The 24,188-nt window shown below is 73.7% G+C and carries 24 protein-coding genes and 1 pseudogene; all 25 read left to right on the top strand.

Annotated features, from left to right (window positions below):
- Positions 1 to 237 precede the first annotated feature (237 nt).
- The 25 genes and pseudogenes from ribD (at position 238) to ACFOYX_RS34445 (ending at position 24,185) form a co-directional block, all read left to right on the top strand.
- Complete coding sequence (ribD, locus tag ACFOYX_RS34565; RefSeq protein ID WP_109802761.1) at positions 238 to 1,299, top strand: bifunctional diaminohydroxyphosphoribosylaminopyrimidine deaminase/5-amino-6-(5-phosphoribosylamino)uracil reductase RibD; 1,062 nt, start codon at positions 238 to 240, stop codon at positions 1,297 to 1,299.
- A gap of 1 nt (position 1,300) precedes the next feature.
- Positions 1,301 to 1,927 (top strand): riboflavin synthase, encoded by a 627-nt coding sequence (locus ACFOYX_RS34560; RefSeq protein WP_322440596.1) that lies wholly within the window; start codon positions 1,301 to 1,303, stop codon positions 1,925 to 1,927.
- Entirely contained in the window at positions 1,927 to 2,622 is a 696-nt protein-coding gene (gene pnuC, locus ACFOYX_RS34555) for a nicotinamide riboside transporter PnuC (protein WP_322440597.1), read from the top strand. The genes ACFOYX_RS34560 and pnuC overlap by 1 nt, the downstream gene beginning before the upstream one ends.
- Entirely contained in the window at positions 2,619 to 3,884 is a 1,266-nt protein-coding gene (locus ACFOYX_RS34550) for a bifunctional 3,4-dihydroxy-2-butanone-4-phosphate synthase/GTP cyclohydrolase II (protein WP_322440598.1), read from the top strand. The genes pnuC and ACFOYX_RS34550 overlap by 4 nt, the downstream gene beginning before the upstream one ends.
- 2 nt (positions 3,885 to 3,886) lie before the next feature.
- The gene (ribH, locus tag ACFOYX_RS34545; protein ID WP_109802765.1) at positions 3,887 to 4,387 is read left to right on the top strand and encodes a 6,7-dimethyl-8-ribityllumazine synthase; all 501 of its coding nucleotides are present in this window, start codon (positions 3,887 to 3,889) and stop codon (positions 4,385 to 4,387) included.
- Between the two features lie 414 nt (positions 4,388 to 4,801).
- Positions 4,802 to 5,065, top strand: a complete 264-nt coding sequence (locus tag ACFOYX_RS34540) for a phosphoribosyl-ATP diphosphatase (protein ID WP_109802766.1) — start codon at positions 4,802 to 4,804, stop codon at positions 5,063 to 5,065.
- Between the two features lie 45 nt (positions 5,066 to 5,110).
- Entirely contained in the window at positions 5,111 to 5,956 is an 846-nt protein-coding gene (gene hisG / locus ACFOYX_RS34535) for an ATP phosphoribosyltransferase (RefSeq protein ID WP_322440599.1), read from the top strand.
- Positions 5,953 to 6,774, top strand: a pseudogene (locus ACFOYX_RS34530) (DMT family transporter); the annotation flags it as partial. The gene hisG and the pseudogene ACFOYX_RS34530, both read left to right, overlap by 4 nt.
- 150 nt (positions 6,775 to 6,924) lie before the next feature.
- Complete coding sequence (locus ACFOYX_RS34525) at positions 6,925 to 7,383, top strand: PH domain-containing protein (protein ID WP_109802770.1); 459 nt, start codon at positions 6,925 to 6,927, stop codon at positions 7,381 to 7,383.
- Positions 7,384 to 7,738: 355 nt separating this feature from the next.
- On the top strand, positions 7,739 to 8,389 hold the full coding sequence (infC, locus tag ACFOYX_RS34520) for a translation initiation factor IF-3 (RefSeq protein WP_089015062.1): 651 nt from the start codon (positions 7,739 to 7,741) through the stop codon (positions 8,387 to 8,389).
- A 19-nt stretch (positions 8,390 to 8,408) separates the two neighbouring features.
- Entirely contained in the window at positions 8,409 to 8,603 is a 195-nt protein-coding gene (rpmI, locus tag ACFOYX_RS34515; RefSeq protein ID WP_109801027.1) for a 50S ribosomal protein L35, read from the top strand.
- A 32-nt stretch (positions 8,604 to 8,635) separates the two neighbouring features.
- Entirely contained in the window at positions 8,636 to 9,028 is a 393-nt protein-coding gene (rplT, locus tag ACFOYX_RS34510) for a 50S ribosomal protein L20 (RefSeq protein ID WP_109801026.1), read from the top strand.
- A gap of 29 nt (positions 9,029 to 9,057) precedes the next feature.
- The gene (locus ACFOYX_RS34505) at positions 9,058 to 9,897 is read left to right on the top strand and encodes an RNA methyltransferase (protein ID WP_322440600.1); all 840 of its coding nucleotides are present in this window, start codon (positions 9,058 to 9,060) and stop codon (positions 9,895 to 9,897) included.
- Positions 9,898 to 10,116: 219 nt separating this feature from the next.
- Entirely contained in the window at positions 10,117 to 11,190 is a 1,074-nt protein-coding gene (pheS, locus tag ACFOYX_RS34500; RefSeq protein WP_322440601.1) for a phenylalanine--tRNA ligase subunit alpha, read from the top strand.
- A 38-nt stretch (positions 11,191 to 11,228) separates the two neighbouring features.
- Positions 11,229 to 13,775, top strand: a complete 2,547-nt coding sequence (pheT, locus tag ACFOYX_RS34495) for a phenylalanine--tRNA ligase subunit beta (protein WP_322440602.1) — start codon at positions 11,229 to 11,231, stop codon at positions 13,773 to 13,775.
- Between the two features lie 227 nt (positions 13,776 to 14,002).
- Positions 14,003 to 15,214: a nucleotide sugar dehydrogenase gene (locus tag ACFOYX_RS34490; protein WP_322440603.1), complete on the top strand. Its 1,212-nt coding sequence runs from the start codon at positions 14,003 to 14,005 to the stop codon at positions 15,212 to 15,214.
- On the top strand, positions 15,211 to 16,011 hold the full coding sequence (locus ACFOYX_RS34485) for a glycosyltransferase family 2 protein (protein ID WP_322440604.1): 801 nt from the start codon (positions 15,211 to 15,213) through the stop codon (positions 16,009 to 16,011). The genes ACFOYX_RS34490 and ACFOYX_RS34485 overlap by 4 nt, the downstream gene beginning before the upstream one ends.
- Positions 16,012 to 16,019: 8 nt before the next feature.
- Positions 16,020 to 17,045: an NAD-dependent epimerase/dehydratase family protein gene (locus ACFOYX_RS34480; protein WP_322440605.1), complete on the top strand. Its 1,026-nt coding sequence runs from the start codon at positions 16,020 to 16,022 to the stop codon at positions 17,043 to 17,045.
- Between the two features lie 171 nt (positions 17,046 to 17,216).
- Positions 17,217 to 18,218: an N-acetyl-gamma-glutamyl-phosphate reductase gene (gene argC / locus ACFOYX_RS34475; protein ID WP_322440606.1), complete on the top strand. Its 1,002-nt coding sequence runs from the start codon at positions 17,217 to 17,219 to the stop codon at positions 18,216 to 18,218.
- Entirely contained in the window at positions 18,215 to 19,387 is a 1,173-nt protein-coding gene (argJ, locus tag ACFOYX_RS34470) for a bifunctional glutamate N-acetyltransferase/amino-acid acetyltransferase ArgJ (protein ID WP_322440607.1), read from the top strand. Before argC ends, argJ begins: the two co-directional genes overlap by 4 nt.
- Entirely contained in the window at positions 19,384 to 20,271 is an 888-nt protein-coding gene (gene argB / locus ACFOYX_RS34465) for an acetylglutamate kinase (RefSeq protein WP_109801018.1), read from the top strand. Before argJ ends, argB begins: the two co-directional genes overlap by 4 nt.
- Positions 20,268 to 21,548 carry an acetylornithine transaminase gene (locus tag ACFOYX_RS34460; RefSeq protein WP_322440608.1) on the top strand — a complete coding sequence of 427 codons (1,281 nt, stop codon included), beginning with the start codon at positions 20,268 to 20,270 and terminating at the stop codon, positions 21,546 to 21,548. Before argB ends, ACFOYX_RS34460 begins: the two co-directional genes overlap by 4 nt.
- On the top strand, positions 21,545 to 22,474 hold the full coding sequence (gene argF / locus ACFOYX_RS34455) for an ornithine carbamoyltransferase (RefSeq protein ID WP_322440609.1): 930 nt from the start codon (positions 21,545 to 21,547) through the stop codon (positions 22,472 to 22,474). Before ACFOYX_RS34460 ends, argF begins: the two co-directional genes overlap by 4 nt.
- Positions 22,471 to 22,986, top strand: coding sequence for an arginine repressor (locus ACFOYX_RS34450; protein ID WP_109801015.1), 516 nt, complete (start codon positions 22,471 to 22,473; stop codon positions 22,984 to 22,986). Before argF ends, ACFOYX_RS34450 begins: the two co-directional genes overlap by 4 nt.
- Entirely contained in the window at positions 22,983 to 24,185 is a 1,203-nt protein-coding gene (locus ACFOYX_RS34445) for an argininosuccinate synthase (RefSeq protein ID WP_109801014.1), read from the top strand. Before ACFOYX_RS34450 ends, ACFOYX_RS34445 begins: the two co-directional genes overlap by 4 nt.
- Positions 24,186 to 24,188: the final 3 nt, after the last annotated feature.

Raw genomic sequence — 24,188 nt, 5'->3', positions numbered from 1 at the left:
GAATCCGGGGCCGACGGTGGGGAGCGGTCCGTCCGCCCCCCGACAGTCCGGATGGGAGACAGCGCGCGGGACGGGGAGGGCCCCCTGCTGGCCGCTGACACCCTCAGCGCCGCGTGGGCTCCCCGGGGCCGGCCGTGCCGTCCCCGGATCTCCGCCGCCGCCTGCCTGCGGCACGCCGTGCCGTCACCTCCCGCCCCGCCCGCGCGCGACCGGCGAGTGAGAGGGCAGGGGCTGGCGATGACGAGCGTCTCCATCGACGAGGCGATGCGTCGCGCGATCGCGCTGGCCGCCCGCGGGCTGGGCACCACCAGCCCCAATCCGGTGGTCGGCTGCGTGCTCCTGGACCCGGACGGCGAGGTCGTCGGCGAGGGCTTCCACGCGTACGCGGGCGGGCCGCACGCCGAGATCGTCGCGCTCGCCCAGGCCGGCCGGCGGGCCCGCGGCGGCACCGCCGTGGTCACCCTGGAACCCTGCGACCACACCGGCCGCACCGGACCCTGCAGCCACGCGCTGATCCAGGCCGGCGTGGCCCGGGTGGTGGTCGCCGTCGGCGACCCCAACCCGGTCGCCTCCGGCGGGGCCGCCACCCTGCGCGCCGCCGGGATCCAGGTCGATTTGGGGGTACGCGCCGAGGAGGCCGAGGCCGGCAACGTCGCCTGGCTCACCTCGATGCGCCGGGGCTGGCCGTACGTCATCTGGAAGTACGCCGCCACGCTCGACGGGCGCTCCGCCGCCGCCGACGGCACCAGCATGTGGATCACCTCGGAGGCGGCCCGGATCGACGTGCACGCGCTGCGCGGCACCGTCGACGCGGTCATCGCCGGGGTCGGCACCGTGCTCGCCGACGACCCCCGGCTCACCGCCCGCAACCTGCGCGACGGCACCCTCGCGATTCGGCAGCCGCTGCGTGTGGTGGTGGACAGCGCGGGGCGTACGCCCCCGGCGGCCCGGGTCCGCGACGGCGCCGCGCGGACCTGGATCGCCACCGCCGCGGAGGTCGGGGCCGGCCCGGACGGCCGGGTCGACCTGCCGGCGCTGCTGGCCGAGATGCATCACCGCGGCGTGCGGGCGGCCCTGCTGGAGGGCGGCCCCCGGCTGGCCGGCGCGTTCCTCGCCGCCGGGCTGGTCGACAAGGTCGTCGGGTACGTCGCGCCGAAGGTGCTCGGCGCCGGCCCCACCGCCCTGCTCGACGCGGGTGTCGGGACCATCGCCGACGCCATCGAATTGGAACTCACCGACGTTACGCAGGTCGGACCCGATCTGCGGATCACCGCGCTGCCCCGGAAGAGGGAGGCCTGACATGTTCACCGGCATCGTCGAGGAACTGGGCGAGGTCGTCCGGACCACCGAGACCGGGGGTGACTCCGCGCTGGTCGCCATCCGCGGCCCGCTGGTCACCTCGGACGCCCGGCACGGCGACTCCATCGCGGTCAACGGGGTCTGTCTGACCGTGGTCGACGTCGACGGCGGCGTCTTCAGCGCCGACGTGATGGGCGAGACCCTGCGCCGCTCCGCGCTGGGCGCGCTCCGCCCGGGCGACCCGGTCAACCTGGAGCGGGCCGCCGCGCTCGGCAGCCGGCTCGGCGGGCACCTGGTCCAGGGCCACGTCGACGGGGTCGGCGAGCTGATCTCCCGGGAACCTGCCGCGCAGTGGGAGACCGTCCGGTTCCGGCTGCCCGCCGCGCTGTCCCGGTACGTGGTGGAGAAGGGCTCGATCACCATCGACGGCGTCTCGCTGACCGTCGCCGAGGTCGGCGACGACTGGTTCGGCGTCGGGCTGATCCCCACCACCCTCAAGCTGACCACGCTCGGCGCCAAGGGCGTCGGCGACCCGGTCAACCTCGAGGTGGACGTGCTGGCGAAGTACGTCGAGCGGCTGCTCGGCGACCGCCTCGCCGGGGGCGCCCTGCCCGGTGGTGACCGCTGATGGGCCCGCTCGGCTGGCTGGTCGACGCCCAGGTCCAGGTGGCCGGTTCGCCGGTCCTGGTCCGGGAGATCGTCGGCAACGTCTTCGGCCTCGCCTCGGCGCTGTTCGGGCTGCGCCGGCTGGTCTGGGCCTGGCCCGTCGGCATGATCGGCAACGCGCTGCTGTTCACCGTCTTCCTCGGCGGTGTCTTCGCCACCCCGCAGGCGCACGACCTCTACGGCCAGGCCGGCCGGCAGGTCTTCTTCTTCGCGGTCAGCGTCTACGGCTGGTGGCGCTGGTCGCGCAACCGCCGCGCCGGGGCGGGGGAGCAGCCCGCCGTGACGCCTCGCTGGGCCACCGGCCGGGAACGCCTGGGCCTGCTCGCGGCGGCGGCGGTCGGCTCCGCGGCCGGGTACCCCGCGCTGGCCGCGCTCGGCTCGTGGGGTCCGCTGCCGGACGCCTGGATCCTGGTCGGCAGCCTGCTCGCCACCTACGGCATGGCCCGCGGGTGGGTCGAGTTCTGGCTGATCTGGATCGCCGTCGACGCGGTCGGCGTGCCGCTGCTGCTGCGCGGCGGCTTCTACCCCTCCGCCGCCATGTACCTGGTCTACGGCGCGTTCTGCGTCTGGGGCCTGGCCGCCTGGTGGCGGGCCTCGCGGGCCGCCCCGCCGGCTCCCACCCCGATCCCGCCCACCTACTCGGAGGCAGTGGCATGAGCGCCTTTGGCAGCATCGAGCAGGCGGTGGCGGACATCGCCGCCGGCCGGCCCGTCGTCGTGGTCGACGACGAGGACCGCGAGAACGAGGGTGACCTGATCTTCGCGGCCGAGCTGGCCACGCCCGAACTGGTGGCCTTCATGGTCCGCTACACCTCGGGCTACATCTGCGTGCCGCTGACCGAGAGCGAGTGCGACCGGCTGGACCTGCCGCCGATGCACCACACCAACCAGGACCGGCGCGGCACCGCGTACACGGTGACCGTGGATGCCCGGGAGGGGGTCAGCACCGGCATCTCGGCGGCGGACCGGTCGCACACCATCCGGCTGCTCGCCGACGCCGCCACCGACCCCACCGACCTGGCCCGCCCCGGGCACGTGGTGCCGCTGCGGGCTCGCGAGGGCGGGGTGCTGCGCCGGCCCGGGCACACCGAGGCGGCGGTCGACCTGACCCGGCTGGCCGGGCTGCGCCCGGCCGGGGTGCTCTGCGAGCTGGTCAACGACGACGGCACCATGATGCGCCTGCCCGACCTGGAGAAGTTCTGCGCCGAGCACGGGCTCACCCTGGTCACCATCGCCGACCTGATCGCGTACCGGCGGCGGAATGAGAAGCAGGTGGAGCAGGTCGCGGACGCGCGGATGCCCACCCCGTACGGGGTCTTCCGGGCGCTCGGCTACCGCAGCGACTACGACTCCGCCGAGCACATCGCGCTGGTCATGGGCGACCTCGGCGACGGGCGGGACGTGCTGGTCCGGGTGCACTCCGAGTGCCTCACCGGCGACGTCTTCGGCTCGCTGCGCTGCGACTGCGGCCCGCAGCTGCAGGCCGCCCTGGCCCGGGTGGCCCAGGAGGGGCGCGGGGTGGTCCTCTACGTGCGCGGGCACGAGGGACGCGGCATCGGCCTGCTGCACAAGCTCCAGGCGTACCAGCTCCAGGACCTGGGCCGGGACACCGTCGACGCGAACCTCGACCTGGGGCTGCCCGCGGACGCCCGGGACTACGGCACCGGCGCGCAGATCCTCTACGACCTCGGCGTCCGCTCGATGCGGCTGCTCACCAACAACCCGGCCAAGCGGGCCGGCCTGGAGGGCTACGGCCTCACCGTGAGCGGCCGCGAGGGGCTGCCGATCCGGTCGAACCCGGAGAACGTGCGGTACCTGCGCACCAAGCGGGACCGGATGGGGCACCTGCTGGACGAGTTGGACGAGGTGACCGAGGCGCCGATGGGCCGCCCGGTCGACGGCGACGAGATCGGAGCGTAGACATGGCGGGTTTCGGCGAACCGGGCGTGACGGCGGTGGACGCCGCCGGGTTGACCGTCGGCGTGGTCGCCGCGCGCTGGCACGGCGACCTGACCGACCACATGGTCGACCGGGCGGTCGCCGCCGCGCAGGCGTGCGGCGCCCGGGCGGTGGTGGCCCGGGTCGCCGGCTCGGTGGAGCTGCCCGTGGTGGCCCAGGCGATGGCCCGCCGGTACGACGTGGTGGTCGCCCTCGGCGTGGTGGTCCGCGGCGCGACGGCGCACTTCGACTACGTCTGCCGTTCGGTCACCGACGGGCTGACCCGGGTGGCCCTGGACGAGGGCAAGCCGGTCGCGCACGGGGTGCTCACGGTGGAGACCATCGAGCAGGCCCGGGACCGGGCCGGGCTGCCCGGCTCGGCGGAGGACAAGGGCTGGGCGGCGACCGTGGCGGCGCTGGACGCCGCGCTGGCGATCCGCGGCCTCGCCGCGGCCAACGGCCAGCGGGTCGGCTTCGGCGGCTGACCGGACCGCCCGGGGTGTGGGCGTCGCGGTCGCCCCGGCCAGGCCGCCGCGAGTAGTCCGGTTGCCCACTACGAAGCTGATGTCGCGGATGACTCACCAGCCCGGACCGGGCGCGGCGGCGACCGGACATCCTGCCCTTCTCGTCCCGTAATAGTCCGGCGGCGTACCGGGACACCGGGAGCAGCGCAGGATTTCGCCACCGAGCACAGTCGCCCGACCACGATTCGCGTATCGCCGGATGAATCGTTGACGTCATCAGCTTCGTAGCGTCCGAGCGGCCCACCTGCGGGCCGCTGCGGGCGCGGTCCCGACGCTCGGCGCCGGCAGGACCGCCCGTCCGGAATGTGGTCGGGGTTCCGCCGCGCCGGACCCGGAGCGTATGGCGACGACGGACGGCTGGAAGAATCGCGTCCCGTGAAGACGTTCGAGGAGCTGTTCGCCGAGCTGCAGGCCAAGGCCGCCGCCGGCACCCCGGGCTCGGGCACCGTAGAGGCGCTGGAGCGGGGGGTGCACTTCATCGGCAAGAAGGTCGTCGAGGAGGCGGCCGAGTCGTGGATGGCCGCCGAGCACGAGGGCCCGGAGCGGGCCGCCGAGGAGATATCCCAGCTGCTCTACCAGGCCCAGGTGCTGATGCTCGCCACCGGTCTCGAGCTCAAGGACGTCTACCGACATCTCTGAGTGCCCCCACCCGTTGATCAATCCCGATCGAAGGAGCACTCCGTCATGCTGCGTGTCGCCATACCCAACAAGGGCACCCTGGCCGAGCCGGCCGCCCAGATGCTGCGCGAGGCCGGTTACCGGCAGCGCCGCGACCCCAAGGACCTGGTCTGCCGCGACGAGGCCAACGACGTCGAATTCCTCTACCTGCGGCCCCGGGACATCGCCACCTACGTCGGCTCCGGCGACCTGGACCTCGGCATCACCGGCCGGGACCTGCTGGTCGACTCCGGCGCCCCGGCCGAGGAGATCGTCGACCTCGCCTTCGGCGGGGCCACGTTCCGCTTCGCGGCCAGCCCGGACACCATCGACTCGCCGAAGGAGCTGGGCGGGCACCGGATCGCGACCGCGTACCCGGGGGTGGTCCGCCGCTACCTCGACGACAACGGGTTGACCGCGGACGTCATCCGGCTCGACGGCGCGGTGGAGAACGCGGTCCGCCTGGGCGTGGCCGACGTGGTGGCCGACGTGGTCTCCACCGGCGCCACCCTGCGCCAGGCCGGCCTGCAGATCATCGGCGAGCCGCTGCTGGTCTCCTCGGCGGTGCTGGTCCGGCGCGTCGGTGCGCCCGGCTGCGCCCAGTCCGGGCAGCTGCTCCGCCGGCTGCACGGCGTGCTGGTCGCCCGGCGCTACGTGATGCTCGCCTACGACGTGCCGGCCGGCCTGCTCGACCGGGCCAGCTCGCTGACCCCCGGGATCGAGTCGCCGACCGTCTCCCCGCTGCACCGGGAGGGCTGGGTCGCCGTGCAGGCGATGGTGCAGCGCGACGACGTGCACCGGATCATGGACGAGCTCTACGAGCTGGGCGCCCGGGCGATCCTGGTCACCAACATCCACGCCTGCCGGCTGTGAGGCCGCTCCCCTCGTCGGCCGCCCTCGCCCTGGTGGTGCTGGGCGGGGCGGCCTCGGCGGCCCAGGGCGTGGTCAACGCCGACCTGGGCGAGCGCGCCGGCAACCCGGTGCTCGGCGCGGTGGTCAACAACCTCGGCGGCAGCCTGCTCGTCGTGCTGGGGCTGTTCGCCGTCCCGTCGATGCGCGCCGGACTGGCCGTGCTGCGCCGGTCCGGGCTGCCCTGGTGGTCGTACCTGGGCGGGCTCGGCGGCGCGGCGATCGTGGTGATCGGCACGTACGTCGTCCCGGTGCTGGGGGTGGCGGTCTTCACCATCGCGCAGGTCGCCGGGGGCAGCGTCGGCGGGCTGGCGGTGGACCGGGCCGGCCTGGCCCCGGTGGGGCGGCTGCCGTTCACCCTGCCCCGGGTGGCCGGGGCGCTGCTCGGCGTCGGCGCGGTGACCCTGGCCCAGCTCGGCCGGCCGGTCGGCGACCTGGCGGTCGGGCTGGTGCTGCTCGCGGTGGCGGGTGGCTTGGCGGTCGCCCTCCAGTCGGCGCTGAACGGGCGGGTCTCCGCCGCCAGCACCACCGCGGCCGGCATCGCGGTCAACTTCGCCGTGGGCACCCCGGTGATCCTGGCGGTCGCGGCGCTGGTCGGCGCGTTCGCCACCCGCCCCGGCTGGCCGGGGCAGTGGTGGTTGTACGGGGGCGGCCTGCTCGGCGTGGGCATCGTGCTCTCCCTGCTGGTCGGGGTACGCGCGGTCGGCGTGCTGCGGACCGGGCTGGCGTTGGTCGCCGGGCAGCTCGGCGGCGCGCTGCTGCTGGACGTGCTGCTGCCCGGTGGAGCCGGCGCCCGGCTGCCGGTGCTGGCCGGCGCGGCGCTCACCCTGGTCGCGGTCGTGGTGGCCGGTGGGCGGCGACGCGACCGCGATCGGTGTGGCACCGGACCGGAGCCCGGAGCCGGATGGCAGACTGGTCGGGTGAGCGATGCACTGGTGACCGTGCGGCCGCGGCGGATCCGGGTGGTCTGCTGGGCCTCGGCGGCGACCCTGCTGGTGGTCTTCAGCCTGGTGGCGACCTCGCTGACCGGCCGGACCGGCGACGGCTACGGCACGTTCCAGCGCGGCGACCAGCTGGCCATGATCGGGCTGGGCGTCTTCGGCGCGCTCGGCATCCTGCTCTTCACCCGGCCGCGGGTGGTGGCCGACGCCCGGGGCGTCCGGGTGCGCAACGTGATCGGCTCGTACGAGCTGCCCTGGGAGGTCGTCCGCGGGGTCCGTTTCGACCGGGGCGCCCCGTGGGCCAGCCTGGAGCTGCACGACGACGACCTGCTGCCGATGGTCGCCCTCCAGGCGGCCGACAAGGAGCTGGCGGTCGAGGGCGTGCGCGCCCTGCGCCGGCTGCACCAGGCGCACCTGGCCGCCCTCGCCGGCGACCCCGCCCCCCGCTGACCCGGAAATCCGCAGGCCGGGGCGCAAGGGGACGGGTGGGCCGAGTTGGGGATGGCCGGGGCGAGGGTGTAGTCTTGCGAGGTCGACCAGACTGCCCCCGTTCCGACGTGCGGGCGGTCTTGAAGCGGAGCGCCTGCTCCCACCCGAGTCGCCCCTGACGGTGGCCGGGTCCGGTCACCGGTTCCGGGGACATCCCGGTTCCGGATGCGCGATCATGTGATCGTGCCGACCGGTCGAGCGGGCCCTGGCATGCGCCGGGGCCTTCTGCTTTCCGGGCGGCTCCCACCCGGGGGCCCGCGGGGTCGGACACGCAGGAGAACCGACTCGAGGAGGCCCCATCAGCGTCGAACCACGCGTGAACGAACAGATCCGGGCACGTGAGGTCCGACTGGTCGGCCCTGAGGGTGAGCAGGTGGGCATCGTCCCGCTGGAGCGCGCCCTGCAGCTGGCCGCGGACGTCGACCTGGACCTGGTCGAGGTTGCGCCGATGGCGCGCCCGCCGGTGTGCAAGCTCATGGACTTCGGCAAGTTCAAGTACGAGAGCGCACTGAAGGCGCGCGAAGCGCGGCGTAACCAGCAGCAGACCGTCATCAAGGAGATGAAGCTCCGGCCGAAGATCGACCCGCACGACTACGAGACCAAGAAGGGTCACGTGGTGCGGTTCCTCAAGGCGGGCGACAAGGTCAAGGTGACGATCATGTTCCGCGGTCGCGAGCAGAGCCGCCCGGAGCTGGGTTACCGGCTCCTGCGCCGGCTCGAGTCCGAGATCACGGACCTGGGATACGTCGAGGCCGCTCCGAAGCAGGACGGCCGAAACATGATCATGGTTCTCGCCCCGCACCGGGCCGTGAAGGCCTCCGCGGTCGCCGCCACGGCGTCCCGCGGTGGACCTCGGGAACGGGCCGCGGAGGAGGCCGGTGCTCCGGAGGCCGGCGAGACCCCGGAGGCCGGCGAGACCGCCGCAGCCGGCGAGACCGGCCCGACCGCTGACACCAGCGGCCAGTAACAGGGAGAAGACGTTCCACATGCCGAAGATGAAGAGCCACACGGGTACGGGCAAGCGGGTCAAGGTGACCGGCACGGGCAAGATCGTTGCCCAGCAGGCCGGCCTCCGCCACAAGCTGGAGAAGAAGTCCTCCACCCACACCCGGCGGCTGACCGGCACGGTCGAGCTGGCCAAGGCCGACGTCAAGCGAATCAAGAAGCTGCTCGGCCGCTGACGCGCGCCACCTGAACCGAAGAAGGAGTTGAGATGGCACGCGTCAAGCGGGCTGTGAACGCCCACAAGAAGCGTCGTACCCTGCTGGAGACCGCGAGCGGTTACCGCGGTCAGCGCTCCCGGCTGTACCGCAAGGCCAAGGAGCAGGTGCTGCACTCGATGCAGTACGCCTACCGGGACCGTCGTGACCGCAAGGGCGACTTCCGGCAGCTCTGGATCCAGCGCATCAACGCTGGCGCCCGGGCCAACGGCATGACCTACAACCGGCTGATCCAGGGCCTGCGCCTGGCCGGCATCGAGGTCGACCGCAAGATCCTGGCCGACCTGGCCGTCAACGACGCCGCGGCGTTCGCCGCGATCGTCGAGCTGGCCCGCGCCGCCGTGGCGGCCGAGGGCACCGGTGGCGCCGCGGCCCAGGCCGCCTGATCCACCCACCGCAGATCGAGGCGTCTCCCATGCAGTCACCATCGCGCGGGAGGCGCCTCGACGCTGTCTCCGGCCCGTTCACCCCGCGTACCCCCAGGGTGGTCGCGGCTCGCCGGCTGCAACGCCGCCGGGACCGCGAGGCCACCGGCCGGTTCCTGGCCGAGGGTCCGCAGGCGGTCCGCGAGGCGCTGGCCCGCGCCGGGACGGTCACCGAGCTGTTCGGCACGCCCGCCGCCCTCGACCGGTACGCCGACCTCGCGGCGCAGGCCGCCCGCGCGGACGTACCCGTCTCCGAGGTGACCGAGGAGGGGCTCGCCGCGCTCGCCGAGACCGTCGCCCCGCAGGGCCTGGTAGCCGTCTGCCGGCACCTCGACGTCCCCCTGGAGACCGCCCTGTCCCGGGGCCCGCGGCTGGTCGCGGTGCTCGCCGAGATCCGCGACCCGGGCAACGCCGGCACCGTGCTGCGCACCGCCGACGCCGCCGGCGCCGGGGCGGTGGTCTTCGCCGGCGACGCCGTCGACCCGTACAACGGCAAGTGCGTGCGCTCCTCGGCCGGCAGCCTCTTCCACGTCGACGTGGTCCGCGCCCCCGACCCGCTCGACGTGGTGGCGGCCCTGCGGGCCGCCGGGCTCACCGTCCTCGCGACGACCGGGTACGGCGACAGCGACCTCGACGACCTCATCGACTACGGGCGGCTCGCGGCCCCCACCGCCTGGGTCTTCGGCTCCGAGGCGCACGGGCTGCCCGAGGAACTGACCGCGGCCGCCGACGCCCGGGTCCGGGTGCCGCTGCACGGGCGCGCCGAGAGCCTGAACCTGGCTGCGGCCGCCGCCGTCTGCCTGTACGCTTCAGCCAGAGCGCTGCGCTGACCGGTACCCGGTCCCGCGCCACATACAGCAGGGGAGTCGTCCACGTGATGAACGCGCCACGGCGTTCGTTTAGCCAGCCCGCCGGTGTCGGCGGGCGGCGGGCCTGACCCTTCCTCCTGCGCGTACTCCCACCGGCGGGCTGCGGCACAGCCGCGCGTCCGTAGACTCGCCTAGCCACCCGTGAGGGTCGGCGCCGCCGTGAGGGAGTGCCCGTACGCCATGAGCTACCGCAACGATCCGTACGACCCGAAGCAGGTCGCCCTGCTCGACCCGGACGCCCTGGCCGCGGCCGTGGCCGACGCCGAGAAGGCGTTCGCCGCCGCCGCCGACCCGGACGCGTTGACCGCGCTGCGCCCCGCGCACCTCGGTGACCGGTCCCCGGTCTCCCTGGCGCGGCGGGAGATCGGCGCGCTGCCGCCGGCCGCCAAGTCCGACGCCGGCAAGCGGGTCAACGAGGCCCGCCGCGCGATCGAGGCCGCGTACGCCGCCCGGCAGGAGATTCTGGAGCGCGAGCAGGCCGAGCGGGTGCTGGTCGAGGAGCGGGTCGACGTGGCCCTGCCGTACGACCGCCGGCCGCGCGGCGCCCGGCACCCGTTGAGCACCCTGATGGAGCAGATCAGCGACTTCTTCGTCGGGATGGGCTACGAGGTGGCCGAGGGGCCCGAGGTCGAGCTGGAGTGGACCAACTTCGACGCGCTCAACATCCCCGCCGACCACCCGGCGCGCGGCCTGATGGACACCTTCCACATCGCACCGCCGGAGGGCGCCGAGAGTTCGGGCCTGGTGCTGCGTACGCACACCTCGCCGGTGCAGGCGCGCACCATGCTCACCCGCAAGCCGCCGATCTACGTGATCGTGCCCGGTCGGGCCTACCGCACCGACGAGCTGGACGCCACCCACGCGCCGGTCTTTCAGCAGGTCGAGGGCCTGGTGGTGGACAAGGGCATCACGATGGCCCACCTGCGCGGCACGCTGGACCACTTCGCCCGGGCGATGTTCGGGCCGGAGGCGAAGACCCGGTGGCGGCCGCACTACTTCCCGTTCACCGAACCGTCGGCCGAGTTCGACGTCTGGTTCCCGGAGCACCGCAGGGGGCCGCAGTGGGTCGAGTGGGGCGGCTGCGGCATGGTCAACCCGCGGGTGCTGCGTGCCTGCGGCATCGACCCGGAGGTCTACTCCGGATTCGCCTTCGGCATGGGCATCGACCGGACGGTGATGGTCCGGCACGGGGTCGGCGACATGCGGGACATGGTCGAGGGGGACGTGCGGTTCACCCGCGCGTTCGGGGTCTAGACGGCGCCACGAGCTACGGAGACGGTGGTTTAAGAGTCATGCGAGTTTCTGTCAGTTGGCTGCGGGAGTACGTCGACCTCCCCGCCGACCTGCCCACCGGCGACCTGGAGCAGGCGCTGGTCGACCTCGGCATCGAGGTCGAGTCCATCGTCGACCTGCGGGAGACCGTCACCGGGCCGCTGGTGGTCGGCGAGGTACGCGAGATCGAGGAGCTCACCGGCTTCAAGAAGCCCATCCGCTTCTGCCTGGTCGACGTCGGTGACGCCAACGGCACCGGCGAGCCGCAGGAGATCGTCTGCGGAGCGACGAACTTCGCCCAGGGCGACAAGGTGGTGGTGATCCTCCCCGGCGGCGTGCTGCCCGGCAACTTCGCCATCGGGGCGCGCAAGACGTACGGGCGCAACTCCAACGGCATGATCTGCTCGGCCAAGGAGCTGGGTCTGGGTGACGACCACGCGGGCATCATCGTGCTGCCCGAGGACACCCCGGCCAAGCCGGGCGACGACGCCCGCCCGGTGGTCGGCCTCGACGACACCGTGGTCGAGATGGAGATCACCCCGGACCGCGGGTACGCGCTGAGCGTGCGCGGCATCGCCCGGGAGCTGTCGCACGCCCTCGGCGTGCCGTTCCGCGACCCCGCCCTGGTCCCGGCGCCCGGCGCCACCGAGCGGCCGGCGTACCCGGTCGAGGTGCGGGACACGGTCGGCTGTGACCGGTTCGCCGCCCGGATGGTCCGTGGGATCGACCCGACGGCGGAGACCCCCGGTTGGCTGTCCCAGCGGCTCACCGTCGCGGGCATCCGCAGCATCTCGCTGCCGGTCGACATCACCAACTACCTGATGCTCGAACTCGGCCAGCCGATGCACGCCTTCGACGTCGACCGGGTCAGCGGGCCGCTGGTGGTCCGCCGCGCCGAGCCGGGGGAGAAGCTGACCACCCTGGACGGGGTGACCCGCACTCTCGTCCCCGAGGACATGGTGATCTGCGACGACACCGGGCCGATCTCGCTCGCCGCGGTGATGGGCGGCGAGACCAGCGAGGTCCTCGCCGCCACCACCAACGTGCTCTTCGAGGCCGCGCACTGGGACCCGGCGATGGTGGGCCGGACCGCCCGCCGGCACAAGCTGTTCAGCGAGGCGGCGAAGCGCTGGGAGCGCGGTGTCGACCCCGCCCTCCCGCTGGTCGCCCTGGAGCGGGCGGTGCGGCTGCTCACCGAGCACGCCGGCGGCACGGTCGGCGCGGAGATCCTCGACATCGACCACGTCCGGCCGCGTACCCCGGTGACCCTGCCGGCGGAGCTGCCGTCCCGGCGGGTCGGGGTGGCGTATCCGCCGGAGCGGGTGATCGAGCTGCTGGAGCAGGTCGGCTGCACCGTCACCCGGGGCCCGGACCGGCTGGGCGAGGACCCGGGCGAGGTCGGGGTGGCCGCCGGTAGCGGCGACGTGCTCACCGTCACCCCGCCGAGCTGGCGGCCCGACCTGACGGACCCGGCCGACCTGGTCGAGGAGGTGGTCCGCCTCGACGGGTACGACCGGGTGCCCTCGCTGCTGCCGACCGCGCCCGCCGGCCGTGGCCTGACCTGGCAGCAGCAGCGCCGCCGGGCGGTGGCCCGCTCGCTCGCCGAGCGCGGGTACGTCGAGGTGCTCGCCCACCCGTTCGTCTCCGCCGAGCTGGCCGACCAGCTCGGCCTGCCGGCGGACGACCCGCGGCGGCGGACGGTGCGGGTGGCCAACCCGCTGTCCGAGGAGGAGCCGCTGCTGCGGACCACCCTGCTCGGCCCGCTGCTCGGCATCCTCAAGCGGAACGTCGGCCGGGGCCTGCGGGACATCGCGATCTACGAGATCGGCACGGTGTTCCACCCGCGCCCGGGCGCCGGCGCGCCGCCGGCCATGGGCGTGGACCGCCGGCCCACCGACGCCGAGTTCGCCGCCGCCGACGCGGTGGTGCCGGACCAGCCGCGGCACGTCGCCGTGCTGCTCGCCGGCGACATCGAACCGGCCGGCTGGTGGGGCGCGGGCCGGGCGGCCGGCTGGGCGGACGCGGTGGAGGCCGGCCGGGCCGTCCTCGCCGCCGCCGGCATCCCCGCCGACCGGGTGACCGTCCGGTCCGCCGAGTACGCCCCCTGGCACCCCGGCCGCTGCGCCGAGCTGCTCGTGGACGACGCGGTGGTCGGGCACGCCGGTGAGCTGCACCCGGCCGTGGTGGCGACGCTGGAGCTGCCCCGCCGGACCAGCGCCATGGAGCTGAACCTGGACGCGGTGCCCGCCGCGCCGGTGGTGACCGGGCCGGCCATCTCCACCTTCCCCCCGGCGCTCATCGACGTGGCCCTGGTGGTGGACGACCCGGTTCCCGCGGCCGAGGTGCAGCGGGCCCTCACCGAGGGGGCCGGCGAACTGCTGGAGGACGTCCGGCTCTTCGACGTGTACGCCTCCGACCAGCTCGGCGCGGGCCGCAAGTCGCTCGCGTACAAGCTGACCTTCCGGGCCCCGGACCGGACGCTGACCGTGGACGAGGCGGTGGCGGCCCGGGACGCGGCCGTGGCCGAGGCGGCCCGCCGCTTCGGCGCCACCCTGCGCGGCGCCTGACCGGCACCTGCTCACGGCCCCGATCCGGCGCGTCCGGGTCGGGGCCGGCTGGCCACCGCCGTCTCTCGCCCCTCGTGATCCGGCCGCTGCGCAGCGTCACGGATCGTCCGAAAGGCCAGCGGTGACGGCATCTTCGGCTACCCACGGCTCACCTGCGAGCGATTAGCCTGCTTGGATTCCGGCCATCGCCGGGATCACACCCCCGCCACCCCCACGGGAGTCCAGCCATGTCCGAGGATCCGGCTCCGCCGCCCATCTCCGTCGACGTCTGCATCGTCGGCGGCTGCGGTCGGGTGGGTCTGCCGCTGGGCATCGCGTTCGCCTCCCGCGGCCTGTCCGTCGTGCTGTACGACATCAACGCCGACGCGGTGGCCACGGTGAACGCCGGCATCCTGCCCTTCGCCGAGCCGGGCGCCGCCGAGGCGCTTGCCGAGGCGGTGACCGCCGGCCGGCTCCGGGCCAGCACCGACCCGGTCAGCGTGGGTGCCTCCGAGCACCTGGTCGTGGTGGTCGGAACCCCGGTCGACGAGCACCTCAACCCGGACCTGGGTGCGGTGCCCCGGGCGCTGGAGCGCTGCGCCGAGCACCTGCGCGACGGGCAGCTGGTGGTGCTGCGCAGCACCGTCTACCCGGGGGTGACGGCGCTGACCGAGAAGCTCCTGGGCGGCAAGGGCATCCGCGCCGACGTGGCGTTCTGCCCGGAGCGGATCGCCGAGGGCCGGGCGATGACGGAGCTGTTCACGCTGCCGCAGATCGTCGCCGCCCGTACGCCGCACGCCCTCGCCCGGGCGGAGAAGCTCTTCCGGCACCTGACCGAGGAGATCGTGCCGCTCGAGCCGGAGGAGGCCGAGCTGGCGAAGTTGTTCACCAACACCTGGCGGTACATCAAGTTCGCCACCGCGAACCAGTTCTGGATGATGGCCAACGACTTCGGGCTCGACTTCGCCCGGATCCGGCACGCGGTCGCGCACGACTACCCGCGTGCCGCCGATCTGCCGATGCCCGGTTTCGCCGCCGGCCCCTGCCTGTTCAAGGACACCATGCAGCTGGCCGCGTTCAACCGGAACAACTTCGTGCTCGGCCACTCCGCGATGCTGATCAACGAGGGGCTGCCGCTCTACCTGGTGTCCCGGCTGGAGGACCGGTTCGATCTGGCGGACCTGACCGTGGGCATCCTCGGGATGGCCTTCAAGGGCGGCAGCGACGACCCGCGGGAGAGCCTGGCGTACAAGCTGCGCAAGATCCTGGCGTTGAAGACCCGGGAGACGCTCTGCACCGACCCGTACGTCGCCGACGACCGCCTGGTCGAGCTGGACGAGGTGCTGCGTCGGGCGGACCTGTTGGTGATCGCCGCTCCGCACGAGCAGTACGCCCGGCTGGAGACCGACCTGCCGGTCATCGACATGTGGGGCCTGACCGGGACCGGGGTGCGGGTGTGACGCCGCGGGTGTCGGTGATCGTGCCGGTCTACAACGAGGGCGAGGCGATCCTGCGCTGCCTGGAGCGGATGCTGCGCGAGACGCTGCTGCCGGCCGAGGTGCTGATCGTGCACGACATGCCGGAGGACATCACCGTCCCGTACGTGGAGCAGATCGCCCGCACCGACCCGCGGGTGCGCGCGGTGCTCAACACCTACGGCCGGGGCCCGGCGAACGCCATCCGGTTCGGCATCGACGTGGCCCTCGCCCCGGTCGTGGTGGTGACGATGGCCGACGGCTGTGACGACCCGCGCCAGATCGACGAGCTGGCCCGGCTGGTGGACCGGGGCGTGGTGGTCGCGGCCGCGTCCCGCTACATGCCGGGCGGCCAGCAGGTGGGCGGGCCGCGGCTGAAGCGGATGATGTCCCGCTGGGCGGGGCGCAGCCTCTACACGTTCGCCCGGGTCGGCACCCGGGACGCCACCAACAGTTTCAAGGCGTATGACACCGCATTCGTCCGTGAGGTGGGCATCGAGTCGCGGACCGGCTTCGAGATCGGGCTCGAGCTGACCGCCAAGGCCAACCGGCTGCGCCTGCCGGTCGCCGAGATACCCACGATCTGGTTGGACCGGCCGCTCGGGGAGTCCCACTTCGACCTGGGCCGGTTCCTCCCCGGTTACCTGCGCTGGTACTTCTTCGCCTACGGTCGACGGCTGAGCCGGGAGAGGCTGGCGGCCCGGGCGGCCGGCTTGCGGTCGTCCGCGACGCCGACGCCCCGGGCGCCGCAGGACAGCACCGAGTACGAGAAGACCGCATAGGAGCGCACGTGGCGAAAGTCCTGGTAACTGGTTCGGCCGGCTTCATCGGCGGCTATCTGGTGCAGGAGTTGCTGGGCCGGGGCCACGAGGTCGTCGGGATCGACAACTTCTCGAAGTACGGCCCGGTCACCCACAGCTACGACGACCACCCCCGGTTCCGGTTCGTCGAGGGCGACGCGCGGGACGTGGACCTGCTGACCACGCTGCTGGACGGCTGTGACCACCTGGTCGCGGGCGCGGCGATGATCGGCGGCATCTCCTACTTCCACGCGTACGCCTACGACCTGCTCGCCACCAACGAGCGGATCATGGCGGCCACCTGCGACGCGGCCATCCGCGCCCATCGGGACGGCCGGCTGGCAAAGGTCACCTACCTCTCCTCCTCGATGGTCTTCGAGTCCACCGTGCACTGGCCGAGCAGGGAGGGCGACGAGCGGCGCATCCCACCGCCGCTGTCGTCGTACGGGTTCCAGAAGCTGGCCGTGGAGTACTACGCCCGGGCCGCCTGGGAGCAGTACCGGCTGCCGTACACGATCGTGCGGCCGTTCAACTGCGTCGGCGTGGGGGAGGGGCGCGCGCTGGGCCAGGTCGAGGTGCTCTCCGGTAACGTCAAGCTGGCGATGTCGCACGTGGTGCCCGACCTGGTGCAGAAGATCGTCAAGGGGCAGGACCCGCTGCACATCCTCGGCGAGGGCGGCCAGGTGCGGCACTACACCTACGGCGGGGACCTGGCCCGGGGCATCGCCACCGCGATCGAGCACCCGGCGGCCCACAACGACGACTTCAACCTCTCCACGGCCGAGTCGACCAGCGTGCTGGAGCTGGCGGAGCTGATCTGGCGCAAGATCAAGGGCCCGGACGTGCCGTTCCGGCACGTTTCCGACGAACCCTTCCGCTACGACGTGCAGAAGCGGGTGCCGGACGTGACGAAGTCCCGCGAGGTGCTCGGCTTCACCGCCACCACCTCGCTGGACGAGATGCTCGACGAGGTCATCCCGTGGGTGACCCGGGCGGTCGAGGAGGGCCGCCTCTGACGTCCGCCGTTCGTCCCCGCACGGCCCGTGCCGCTCGCCGCGGCGCGGGCCGTCGGCGTCTCTGCCGGGGTGATCGCGATCACGTCCTCATTTCCATGCAATGGGACGCATGAACTTGCAGCGCAGCCTCCGGCAGACTAGCCTTCAGTGCATAGTCATGCGGAGGTGGGTATGGGCATCCGAGTCGCGGTCGCCGGGGCCAGCGGTTACGCCGGTGGCGAGCTGCTGCGCCTGGTCGCCGGGCACCCGGAATTCGATCTGGTCACCGCCACCGCCCACGCGCAGGCCGGCCGGCCCGTCACCGCCGTACACCCGCAGCTCGCGGGCCTGGACCTGGTGCTCGGGGCGACCGACCCGACCGCCCTGGCCGACGCGGACCTGGTCTTCCTGGCCCTGCCGCACGGCGAGTCGGCGGCGCTCGCCGCCGCCCTGCCGGAGACGGTCAAGGTGGTCGACCTCGGCGCCGACCACCGGCTGCGCGACGCCGCCGCCTGGGTCCGGTACTACGGCGGCCCGCACGCGGGCGCCTGGACCTACGGCCTGCCCGAGCTGCCCGGCCAACGGGCCGCCATCGCCGCCGCCACCCGGGTGGCCAACACGGGCTGCTACGCCGTCGCCACCACCCTCGCGCTCGCGCCGCTGATCGCCGCGGGCGCGGTCCACCCCACCGACGTGGTGGTGGTCGCCGCCTCCGGGTCCTCCGGCGCCGGCCGGGCCGCCAAGGCCCACCTGCTCGGCAGCGAGGTGATGGGCGACCTGTCGCCCTACAAGGTCGGCGCCCACCAGCACGTGCCGGAGATCAAGCAGGCCACCGGCGCGACCAGCCTCTCCTTCACCTCGGTGCTCGCCCCCATGCCGCGCGGCATCCTCGCCACGGTCACCGCCGTGCCCACCGGCGACGCCGACCCGCACGCGGTGCTCACCGCGGCGTACGCGGACGCCCCCTTCGTGCACGTGCTGCCCGAGGGGACGTGGCCGCACACCGCGGCCACCGCCGGCGGGAACTCCTGCCACCTGCAGGCCGCGGTGGACCTCGACTCCGGCCGGGTGATCGTGGCCAGCGCCGTCGACAACCTCGGCAAGGGCGCGGCCGGCCAGGCCGTGCAGAACGCCAACCTGATGTTCGGCCTCCCCGAGACCACCGGACTCTCCGTTTGGGGGATCGCCCCGTGACCGTCACCGTTCCCCGGGGCTTCCGGGCGGCCGGGGTCGCCGCCGGCCTCAAGACCAGCGGCGCCGCGGACATCGCCCTCGTCGTCAACGACGGCCCAGACGCCGGCGTGGCCGGCGTCTTCACCGCCAACCGGGTCAAGGCCGCGCCGGTGCTCTGGAGCCAGCAGGTGGTCCGGGGCGGCGTGGTCCGCGCCGTGGTGCTCAACTCCGGCGGCGCGAACGCCTGCACCGGGCCGGCCGGATTCCAGGACACCCACGCCACCGCCGAACACACCGCCGCCGCGCTCACCGCCGGCAGCCCCCGGCTGATGCTCGGCGCCGCCGAGGTGGCGGTCTGCTCCACCGGGCTGATCGGCGAGCGGCTGCCGATGCGGAAGCTGCTGCCCGGGGTGCGCAGCGCCGTCCGCGGGCTCGCCCGTGACGGCGGCGCGGCGGCGGCCGAGGCGATCATGACCACCGACACCCGGCCGAAGACCACCGTCGCCAAGGGCAGCGGCTGGACCGTCGGCGGGATGGCCAAGGGCGCCGGGATGCTCGCCCCCGCCATGGCCACCATGCTCTGCGTCCTCACCACCGACGCGGTCGCCGGGCCGGAGACCCTCGACGCCGCGCTGCGCGCCGCCACCCGGGTCACCTTCGACCGGATCGACTCCGACGGCTGCATGTCCACCAACGACACCGTGCTGCTGCTGGCCAGCGGCGCGTCCGGCATCGAGCCGACCGGGGCCGAACTGACCGCCGCGGTCACCGCCGCCTGCCACGACCTGGCCCAGCAGCTCATCGCCGACGCCGAGGGCGCCACCAAGCAGATCGCGATCGACGTGGTCGGCGCCGCCGACTCCGACGACGCCGTCGAGGTGGGCCGCTCAGTGGCCCGCAACAACCTGGTCAAGACCGCGCTCTTCGGCAACGACCCGAACTGGGGCCGGATCCTCGCCGCCGTCGGCACCACCTCGGCCGCGTTCGAGCCGGACGGCGTGGACGTCGCGGTCAACGGCGTCTGGGTGTGCCGCTCCGGCGCCGCCGCGGAGGATCGGTCCAAGGTGGACCTGACCGGGCGGGACGTCACCATCCGGATCGACCTGCACGCCGGCGACGCGGCCGCGACGATCTGGACCAACGACCTGTCGCACGCGTACGTGCACGAGAACTCGGCGTACTCCACATGAGTCTCTCCGCGGACCTCACCCGGGCCCAGGCCAAGGCCGAGACGCTGATCGAGGCCCTGCCCTGGCTGGCGAACTTCTCCGGCGCGACCGTCGTGGTCAAGTACGGCGGCAACGCCATGGTCGACCCCGAACTCCAGCGCGCCTTCGCCGCCGACATGGTCTTCCTCCGGTACGCCGGCCTCAAGCCCGTCGTGGTGCACGGCGGCGGGCCGCAGATCTCCGCCATGCTCGGCCGGCTCGGCATCGCCAGCGAGTTCAAGGGCGGGCTGCGGGTCACCACCGCCGAGGCGATGGACGTCGTCCGGATGGTGCTCGTCGGCCAGGTCGGCCGGGAACTGGTCGGGCTGATCAACGCGCACGGCCCGTTCGCCGTCGGCCTCTCCGGCGAGGACGCCGGGCTCTTCACCGCCGTGCGCCGCCCGGCGTACGTGGACGGGGAGCCGGTCGACGTCGGGCAGGTCGGCGACGTGGAGTCGGTGGACGTCTCCGCGGTGGCCGACCTCATCGCGGCCGGCCGGATCCCGGTCATCTCCACCGTCGCGCCGGACGTCGACGGGGTGCTGCACAACCTCAACGCCGACACGGCCGCCGCCGCCCTCGCCGCCGCCCTCGACGCCCGCAAGCTGGTCGTCCTCACCGACGTCCCCGGCCTGTACGCGGACTGGCCGGACACTGCCAGCCTGGTCAGCGAGATCAGCACCGACGACCTGGCCAAGCTGCTGCCGTCCCTGGAATCGGGGATGGTCCCGAAGATGGAGGCCTGCCTGCGGGCGGTGCGCGGGGGAGTGCCCGCCGCGCACGTCGTCGACGGCCGGGTCGCCCACTCCACGCTCCTCGAAGTGTTCACCTCGGAAGGATTCGGCACGATGGTGGTTCCGTCATGAGCACGCTGGTGGAGCGCTGGTGCGCGGCCATGATGGACAACTACGGCACCCCGCCGCTCGCGCTGGTCTCCGGCTCCGGCGCGGTGGTCACCGACGAGGCCGGCCGGGAGTACGTCGACCTGCTCGGCGGCATCGCGGTCAACGCCCTCGGCCACGCCCACCCGGCCGTGGTGGCCGCCGTGTCCAGGCAGGTCGCCACCCTCGGTCACGTCTCGAACCTCTTCGTCGCCGAGCCGCCGGTGGCCCTGGCCGAACTGCTGCTGGCCCTGGCCGGGCGCCCCGGGCGGGTCTTCTTCGCCAACTCCGGCGCCGAGGCCAACGAGACCGCGTTCAAGCTCTCCCGGCTCACCGGCCGCACCCACGTGGTCGCCGCGCGGGGCGGCTTCCACGGCCGCACCATGGGTGCGCTGGCGCTCACCGGCCAGCCGGCCAAGGCCGATCCGTTCCGCCCGCTCCCCGGCGAGGTCACCCACGTCGCGTACGGCGACGTGGCGGCCCTCGAAGCGGCCGTGACCGACGCGACCGCAATGGTGATCCTGGAGCCGATCCAGGGCGAGAACGGCATCGTGGTCCCGCCCGCCGGCTACCTCGCGGCGGCCCGGCGGATCACCGCCCGGCACGGCGCGCTGCTGGTGCTCGACGAGGTGCAGACCGGCGTCGGCCGGACCGGGCACTGGTTCGCCCACCAGGCCGAGGGCGTCGAACCGGACCTCGTCACGCTCGCCAAGGGGCTCGGCGGCGGCCTGCCGATCGGCGCCTGCCTGGCCTTCGGCCGGGCCGCCGAACTGCTCGGTCCCGGCTCGCACGGCACCACCTTCGGCGGCAACCCGGTCAGTTGCGCGGCCGCCCTCGCCGTGATCGCCACCATCGCCAACGAGGGGCTGCTCGATCACGTCAAGCGGGTCGGCGAGCGGCTGCGCCGGGGGATCGAGGCGCTCGGACACCCCCTCGTGACCGACGTCCGCGGCGCCGGGCTGCTGCTCGGCATCGTGCTCGCCGAACCGGTCTCCGGCCCGGTGGCGACCGCCCTGCGTGACGCCGGCTTCCTGGTCAACCCGGTGCAGCCCGGCGTGGTCCGGCTCGCCCCGCCGCTGATCCTCACCGCTGGGCAGGCCGACGCCTTCCTCGCCGCCCTCCCGGCGGCGCTCGACGCGGCCACCCCCGCCGCCCCGGGCGAGGCGGGACCTGCTGGCAAGCAGCGCCTGGCGGGGCCGGCCGCGACCGGCATCTCGACCCGGGCACCGACGACCACGAGCAGCGCGGAGGTCAGCGCATGATCCGGCACTTCCTGCGGGACGACGACCTGACCCCGGCCGAACAGGCGGTGGTGCTCGACCTGGCGGCCCGGATGAAGGCCGACCGGTTCGCGTACCAGCCCCTCGCCGGGCCGCGGTCGGTGGCGGTGCTCTTCGACAAGCAGAGCCTGCGCACCCGGATCTCCTTCGACGCCGGCATCGCCGAACTGGGCGGCCACCCGCTCGTGGTGGACACCCAGGTCACCCACTTCGGCCGGGGCGAGACCCTCGCCGACGCCGGCCGGGTGCTCTCCCGCTACGTCGCCGCGATCGTGCTGCGCACCCACGGCGACGACCGGATCGCCGAGGTCGCCTCGCACGCCACCGTGCCGGTGGTCAACGCGCTCACCGACGACTACCACCCCTGCCAGCTCCTCGCCGACCTGCTCACCGTCCGCGAACGGTTCGGCGCCGTCACCGGGCGGACCCTCGCGTACGTGGGGGACGCGGCCAACAACATGGCCCACTCGTACCTGCTGGCCGGCGCCACCGCCGGGATGCACGTCCGGATCGCCGGCCCGGTCGGCTTCCAGCCCGATCCCGAGATCGTGGCCCGGGCCGAGAAGATCGCGGCCGGCACCGCCGGCTCGGTCCGGCTGCTGACCGACCCGGTCGAGGCCGCCCGCGGCGCCCACGTGCTGGCCACCGACACCTGGACCTCGATGGGCCAGGAGGACGACGGGCTGGACCGGATCACCCCGTTCCGGCCGTACCAGATCAACGCGGCGCTGCTCGGCCCCGCCGCGCCGGACGCGATCGTGCTGCACTGCCTGCCCGCGCACCGGGGTGAGGAGATCACCGACGAGGTGCTCGACGGGCCGCGGAGCGCGGTCTTCGACCAGGCGGAGAATCGCCTGCACGCCCAGAAGGCGCTGCTCACGTTTCTCCTGGAGGCATCGACATCATGACCGCCCCGCTGACCCGTACCGCCCGGCACGCCCGGATCGTCGAGCTGATCCGCGAGAAGGCGATCCACTCGCAGACCGAGCTGGCCGACCTGCTCGCCGGCGACGGCATCCAGGTCACCCAGGCCACCCTCTCCCGGGACCTCAAGGAACTGGGGGCGGTCACCGCGCGCGGCGGCGACGGCCGGGGCGTCTACCTGATCCCCGAGGACGGCCGCCGGCCGCTGCGCGACGCCGAGGCCGCCCCGGCCCGGCTCGTCCGGCTGCTGCACGAGCTGCTCAACGGGGTCGACTCCAGCGGCAACATCGCCGTGCTGCGTACCCCGCCGGGCGCAGCCCAATACCTGGCCAGCGCGTTGGACCGAGCGGGCCTGCCCGAGATCGTCGGCACCATCGCCGGCGACGACACCATCCTCGTCGTGGCCCGCGAGGCCCTCGGCGGGGCCGCGCTCGGCGACAAGCTCGCCGGCTGGGCCCGCCGCGAAGACAACGTTGAAGGGAGCACAAAACCATGACCGAGCGGGTCGTCCTGGCGTACTCCGGGGGTCTCGACACCTCCGTCGCCATTCCCTACCTGGCCGAGCGGACCGGCGCCGAGGTGATCGCGGTCGCGGTCGACGTCGGGCAGGGCGGCGAGGACCTGAACGCCATCCGGCAGCGCGCCCTGGACTGCGGCGCCGTCGAATCCGAGGTGGTCGACGCGCGCGACGAGTTCGCCGCCGACTACTGCCTGCCGGCGATCCGGGCCAACGCCCTCTACATGGACCGCTACCCGCTGGTCTCCGCGCTGTCCCGGCCGCTGATCGTCAAGCACCTGGTCGCGGCGGCCCGCAAGCACGGCGGCACCATCGTGTCGCACGGCTGCACCGGCAAGGGCAACGACCAGGTCCGCTTCGAGGTCGGCCTGGGCGCGCTCGCCCCCGACCTGAAGATCGTGGCCCCGGCCCGGGACTTCGCCTGGACCCGGGACAAGGCGATCGCCTTCGCCGAGGAGAAGGGGCTGCCGATCGACGTGTCGGCCAAGTCCCCGTACTCCATCGACCAGAACCTGTGGGGTCGCGCGGTGGAGACCGGCTTCCTCGAGGACATCTGGAACGGCCCGATCGAGGGCCTCTACTCGTACACGTCCGACCCGGCCGAGCCGCGGGACGCCGACGAGGTCGTGATCTCCTTCGACGCCGGCAACCCGGTCGCGATCGACGGCGAGACCGTCACCCCGTACCAGGCGATCCTGGAGCTGAACCGGCGCGCCGGCGCGCAGGGCGTGGGCCGGCTCGACATGGTCGAGGACCGCCTCGTCGGCATCAAGAGCCGCGAGGTGTACGAGGCCCCCGGCGCGATCGCGCTGATCACCGCCCACCAGGAGCTGGAGGCGGTCACCGTCGAGCGCGACCTGGCCCGGTTCAAGCGCGGCGTCGACCAGCGCTGGGGCGAGCTGGTCTACGACGGCCTCTGGTTCTCGCCGCTGAAGAACTCCCTCGACGCGTTCATCGCCGACGCCCAGCAGCACGTCTCCGGCGAGGTGCGGCTGACCCTGCACGGCGGCCGGGCCACCGTCACCGGCCGGCGCTCCGAGTCCAGCCTGTACGACTTCGGCATGGCCACCTACGACACCGGCGACACCTTCGACCAGTCCCTGGCGAAGGGCTTCGTGCAGCTGTGGGGCCTGCCGAGCAAGATGGCCGCCGCGCGGGACGCCCGGTTGGGCGGCTGAAGA

It is taken from the genome of Micromonospora sp. GCM10011541 (assembly GCF_042650725.1).
In the GTDB taxonomy this organism is placed as follows: Bacteria; Actinomycetota; Actinomycetes; order Mycobacteriales; family Micromonosporaceae; genus Micromonospora; species Micromonospora sicca.
The sequence above is the reverse complement of the archived record's forward strand: the minus strand, read 5'-3'. Positions and strand labels throughout refer to the sequence as shown.

Excerpts from the sequence above, each read along its gene's own strand:
- ACFOYX_RS34560 (WP_322440596.1), top strand. The coding sequence starts at position 1,301 with ATGTTCACCGGCATCGTCGAGGAACTGGGCGAGGTCGTCCGGACCACC.
- argC (WP_322440606.1), top strand. The coding sequence starts at position 17,217 with ATGGGCATCCGAGTCGCGGTCGCCGGGGCCAGCGGTTACGCCGGTGGC.
- pheS (WP_322440601.1), top strand. The coding sequence starts at position 10,117 with ATGAGCTACCGCAACGATCCGTACGACCCGAAGCAGGTCGCCCTGCTC.
- rpmI (WP_109801027.1), top strand. The coding sequence starts at position 8,409 with ATGCCGAAGATGAAGAGCCACACGGGTACGGGCAAGCGGGTCAAGGTG.
- ribD (WP_109802761.1), top strand. The coding sequence starts at position 238 with ATGACGAGCGTCTCCATCGACGAGGCGATGCGTCGCGCGATCGCGCTG.
- pheT (WP_322440602.1), top strand. The coding sequence starts at position 11,229 with ATGCGAGTTTCTGTCAGTTGGCTGCGGGAGTACGTCGACCTCCCCGCC.
- ACFOYX_RS34450 (WP_109801015.1), top strand. The coding sequence starts at position 22,471 with ATGACCGCCCCGCTGACCCGTACCGCCCGGCACGCCCGGATCGTCGAG.
- ACFOYX_RS34505 (WP_322440600.1), top strand. The coding sequence starts at position 9,058 with ATGCAGTCACCATCGCGCGGGAGGCGCCTCGACGCTGTCTCCGGCCCG.
- argF (WP_322440609.1), top strand. The coding sequence starts at position 21,545 with ATGATCCGGCACTTCCTGCGGGACGACGACCTGACCCCGGCCGAACAG.
- ACFOYX_RS34445 (WP_109801014.1), top strand. The coding sequence starts at position 22,983 with ATGACCGAGCGGGTCGTCCTGGCGTACTCCGGGGGTCTCGACACCTCC.
- pnuC (WP_322440597.1), top strand. The coding sequence starts at position 1,927 with ATGGGCCCGCTCGGCTGGCTGGTCGACGCCCAGGTCCAGGTGGCCGGT.
- ACFOYX_RS34550 (WP_322440598.1), top strand. The coding sequence starts at position 2,619 with ATGAGCGCCTTTGGCAGCATCGAGCAGGCGGTGGCGGACATCGCCGCC.
- argB (WP_109801018.1), top strand. The coding sequence starts at position 19,384 with ATGAGTCTCTCCGCGGACCTCACCCGGGCCCAGGCCAAGGCCGAGACG.
- ACFOYX_RS34460 (WP_322440608.1), top strand. The coding sequence starts at position 20,268 with ATGAGCACGCTGGTGGAGCGCTGGTGCGCGGCCATGATGGACAACTAC.
- ribH (WP_109802765.1), top strand. The coding sequence starts at position 3,887 with ATGGCGGGTTTCGGCGAACCGGGCGTGACGGCGGTGGACGCCGCCGGG.
- ACFOYX_RS34490 (WP_322440603.1), top strand. The coding sequence starts at position 14,003 with ATGTCCGAGGATCCGGCTCCGCCGCCCATCTCCGTCGACGTCTGCATC.
- hisG (WP_322440599.1), top strand. The coding sequence starts at position 5,111 with ATGCTGCGTGTCGCCATACCCAACAAGGGCACCCTGGCCGAGCCGGCC.
- rplT (WP_109801026.1), top strand. The coding sequence starts at position 8,636 with ATGGCACGCGTCAAGCGGGCTGTGAACGCCCACAAGAAGCGTCGTACC.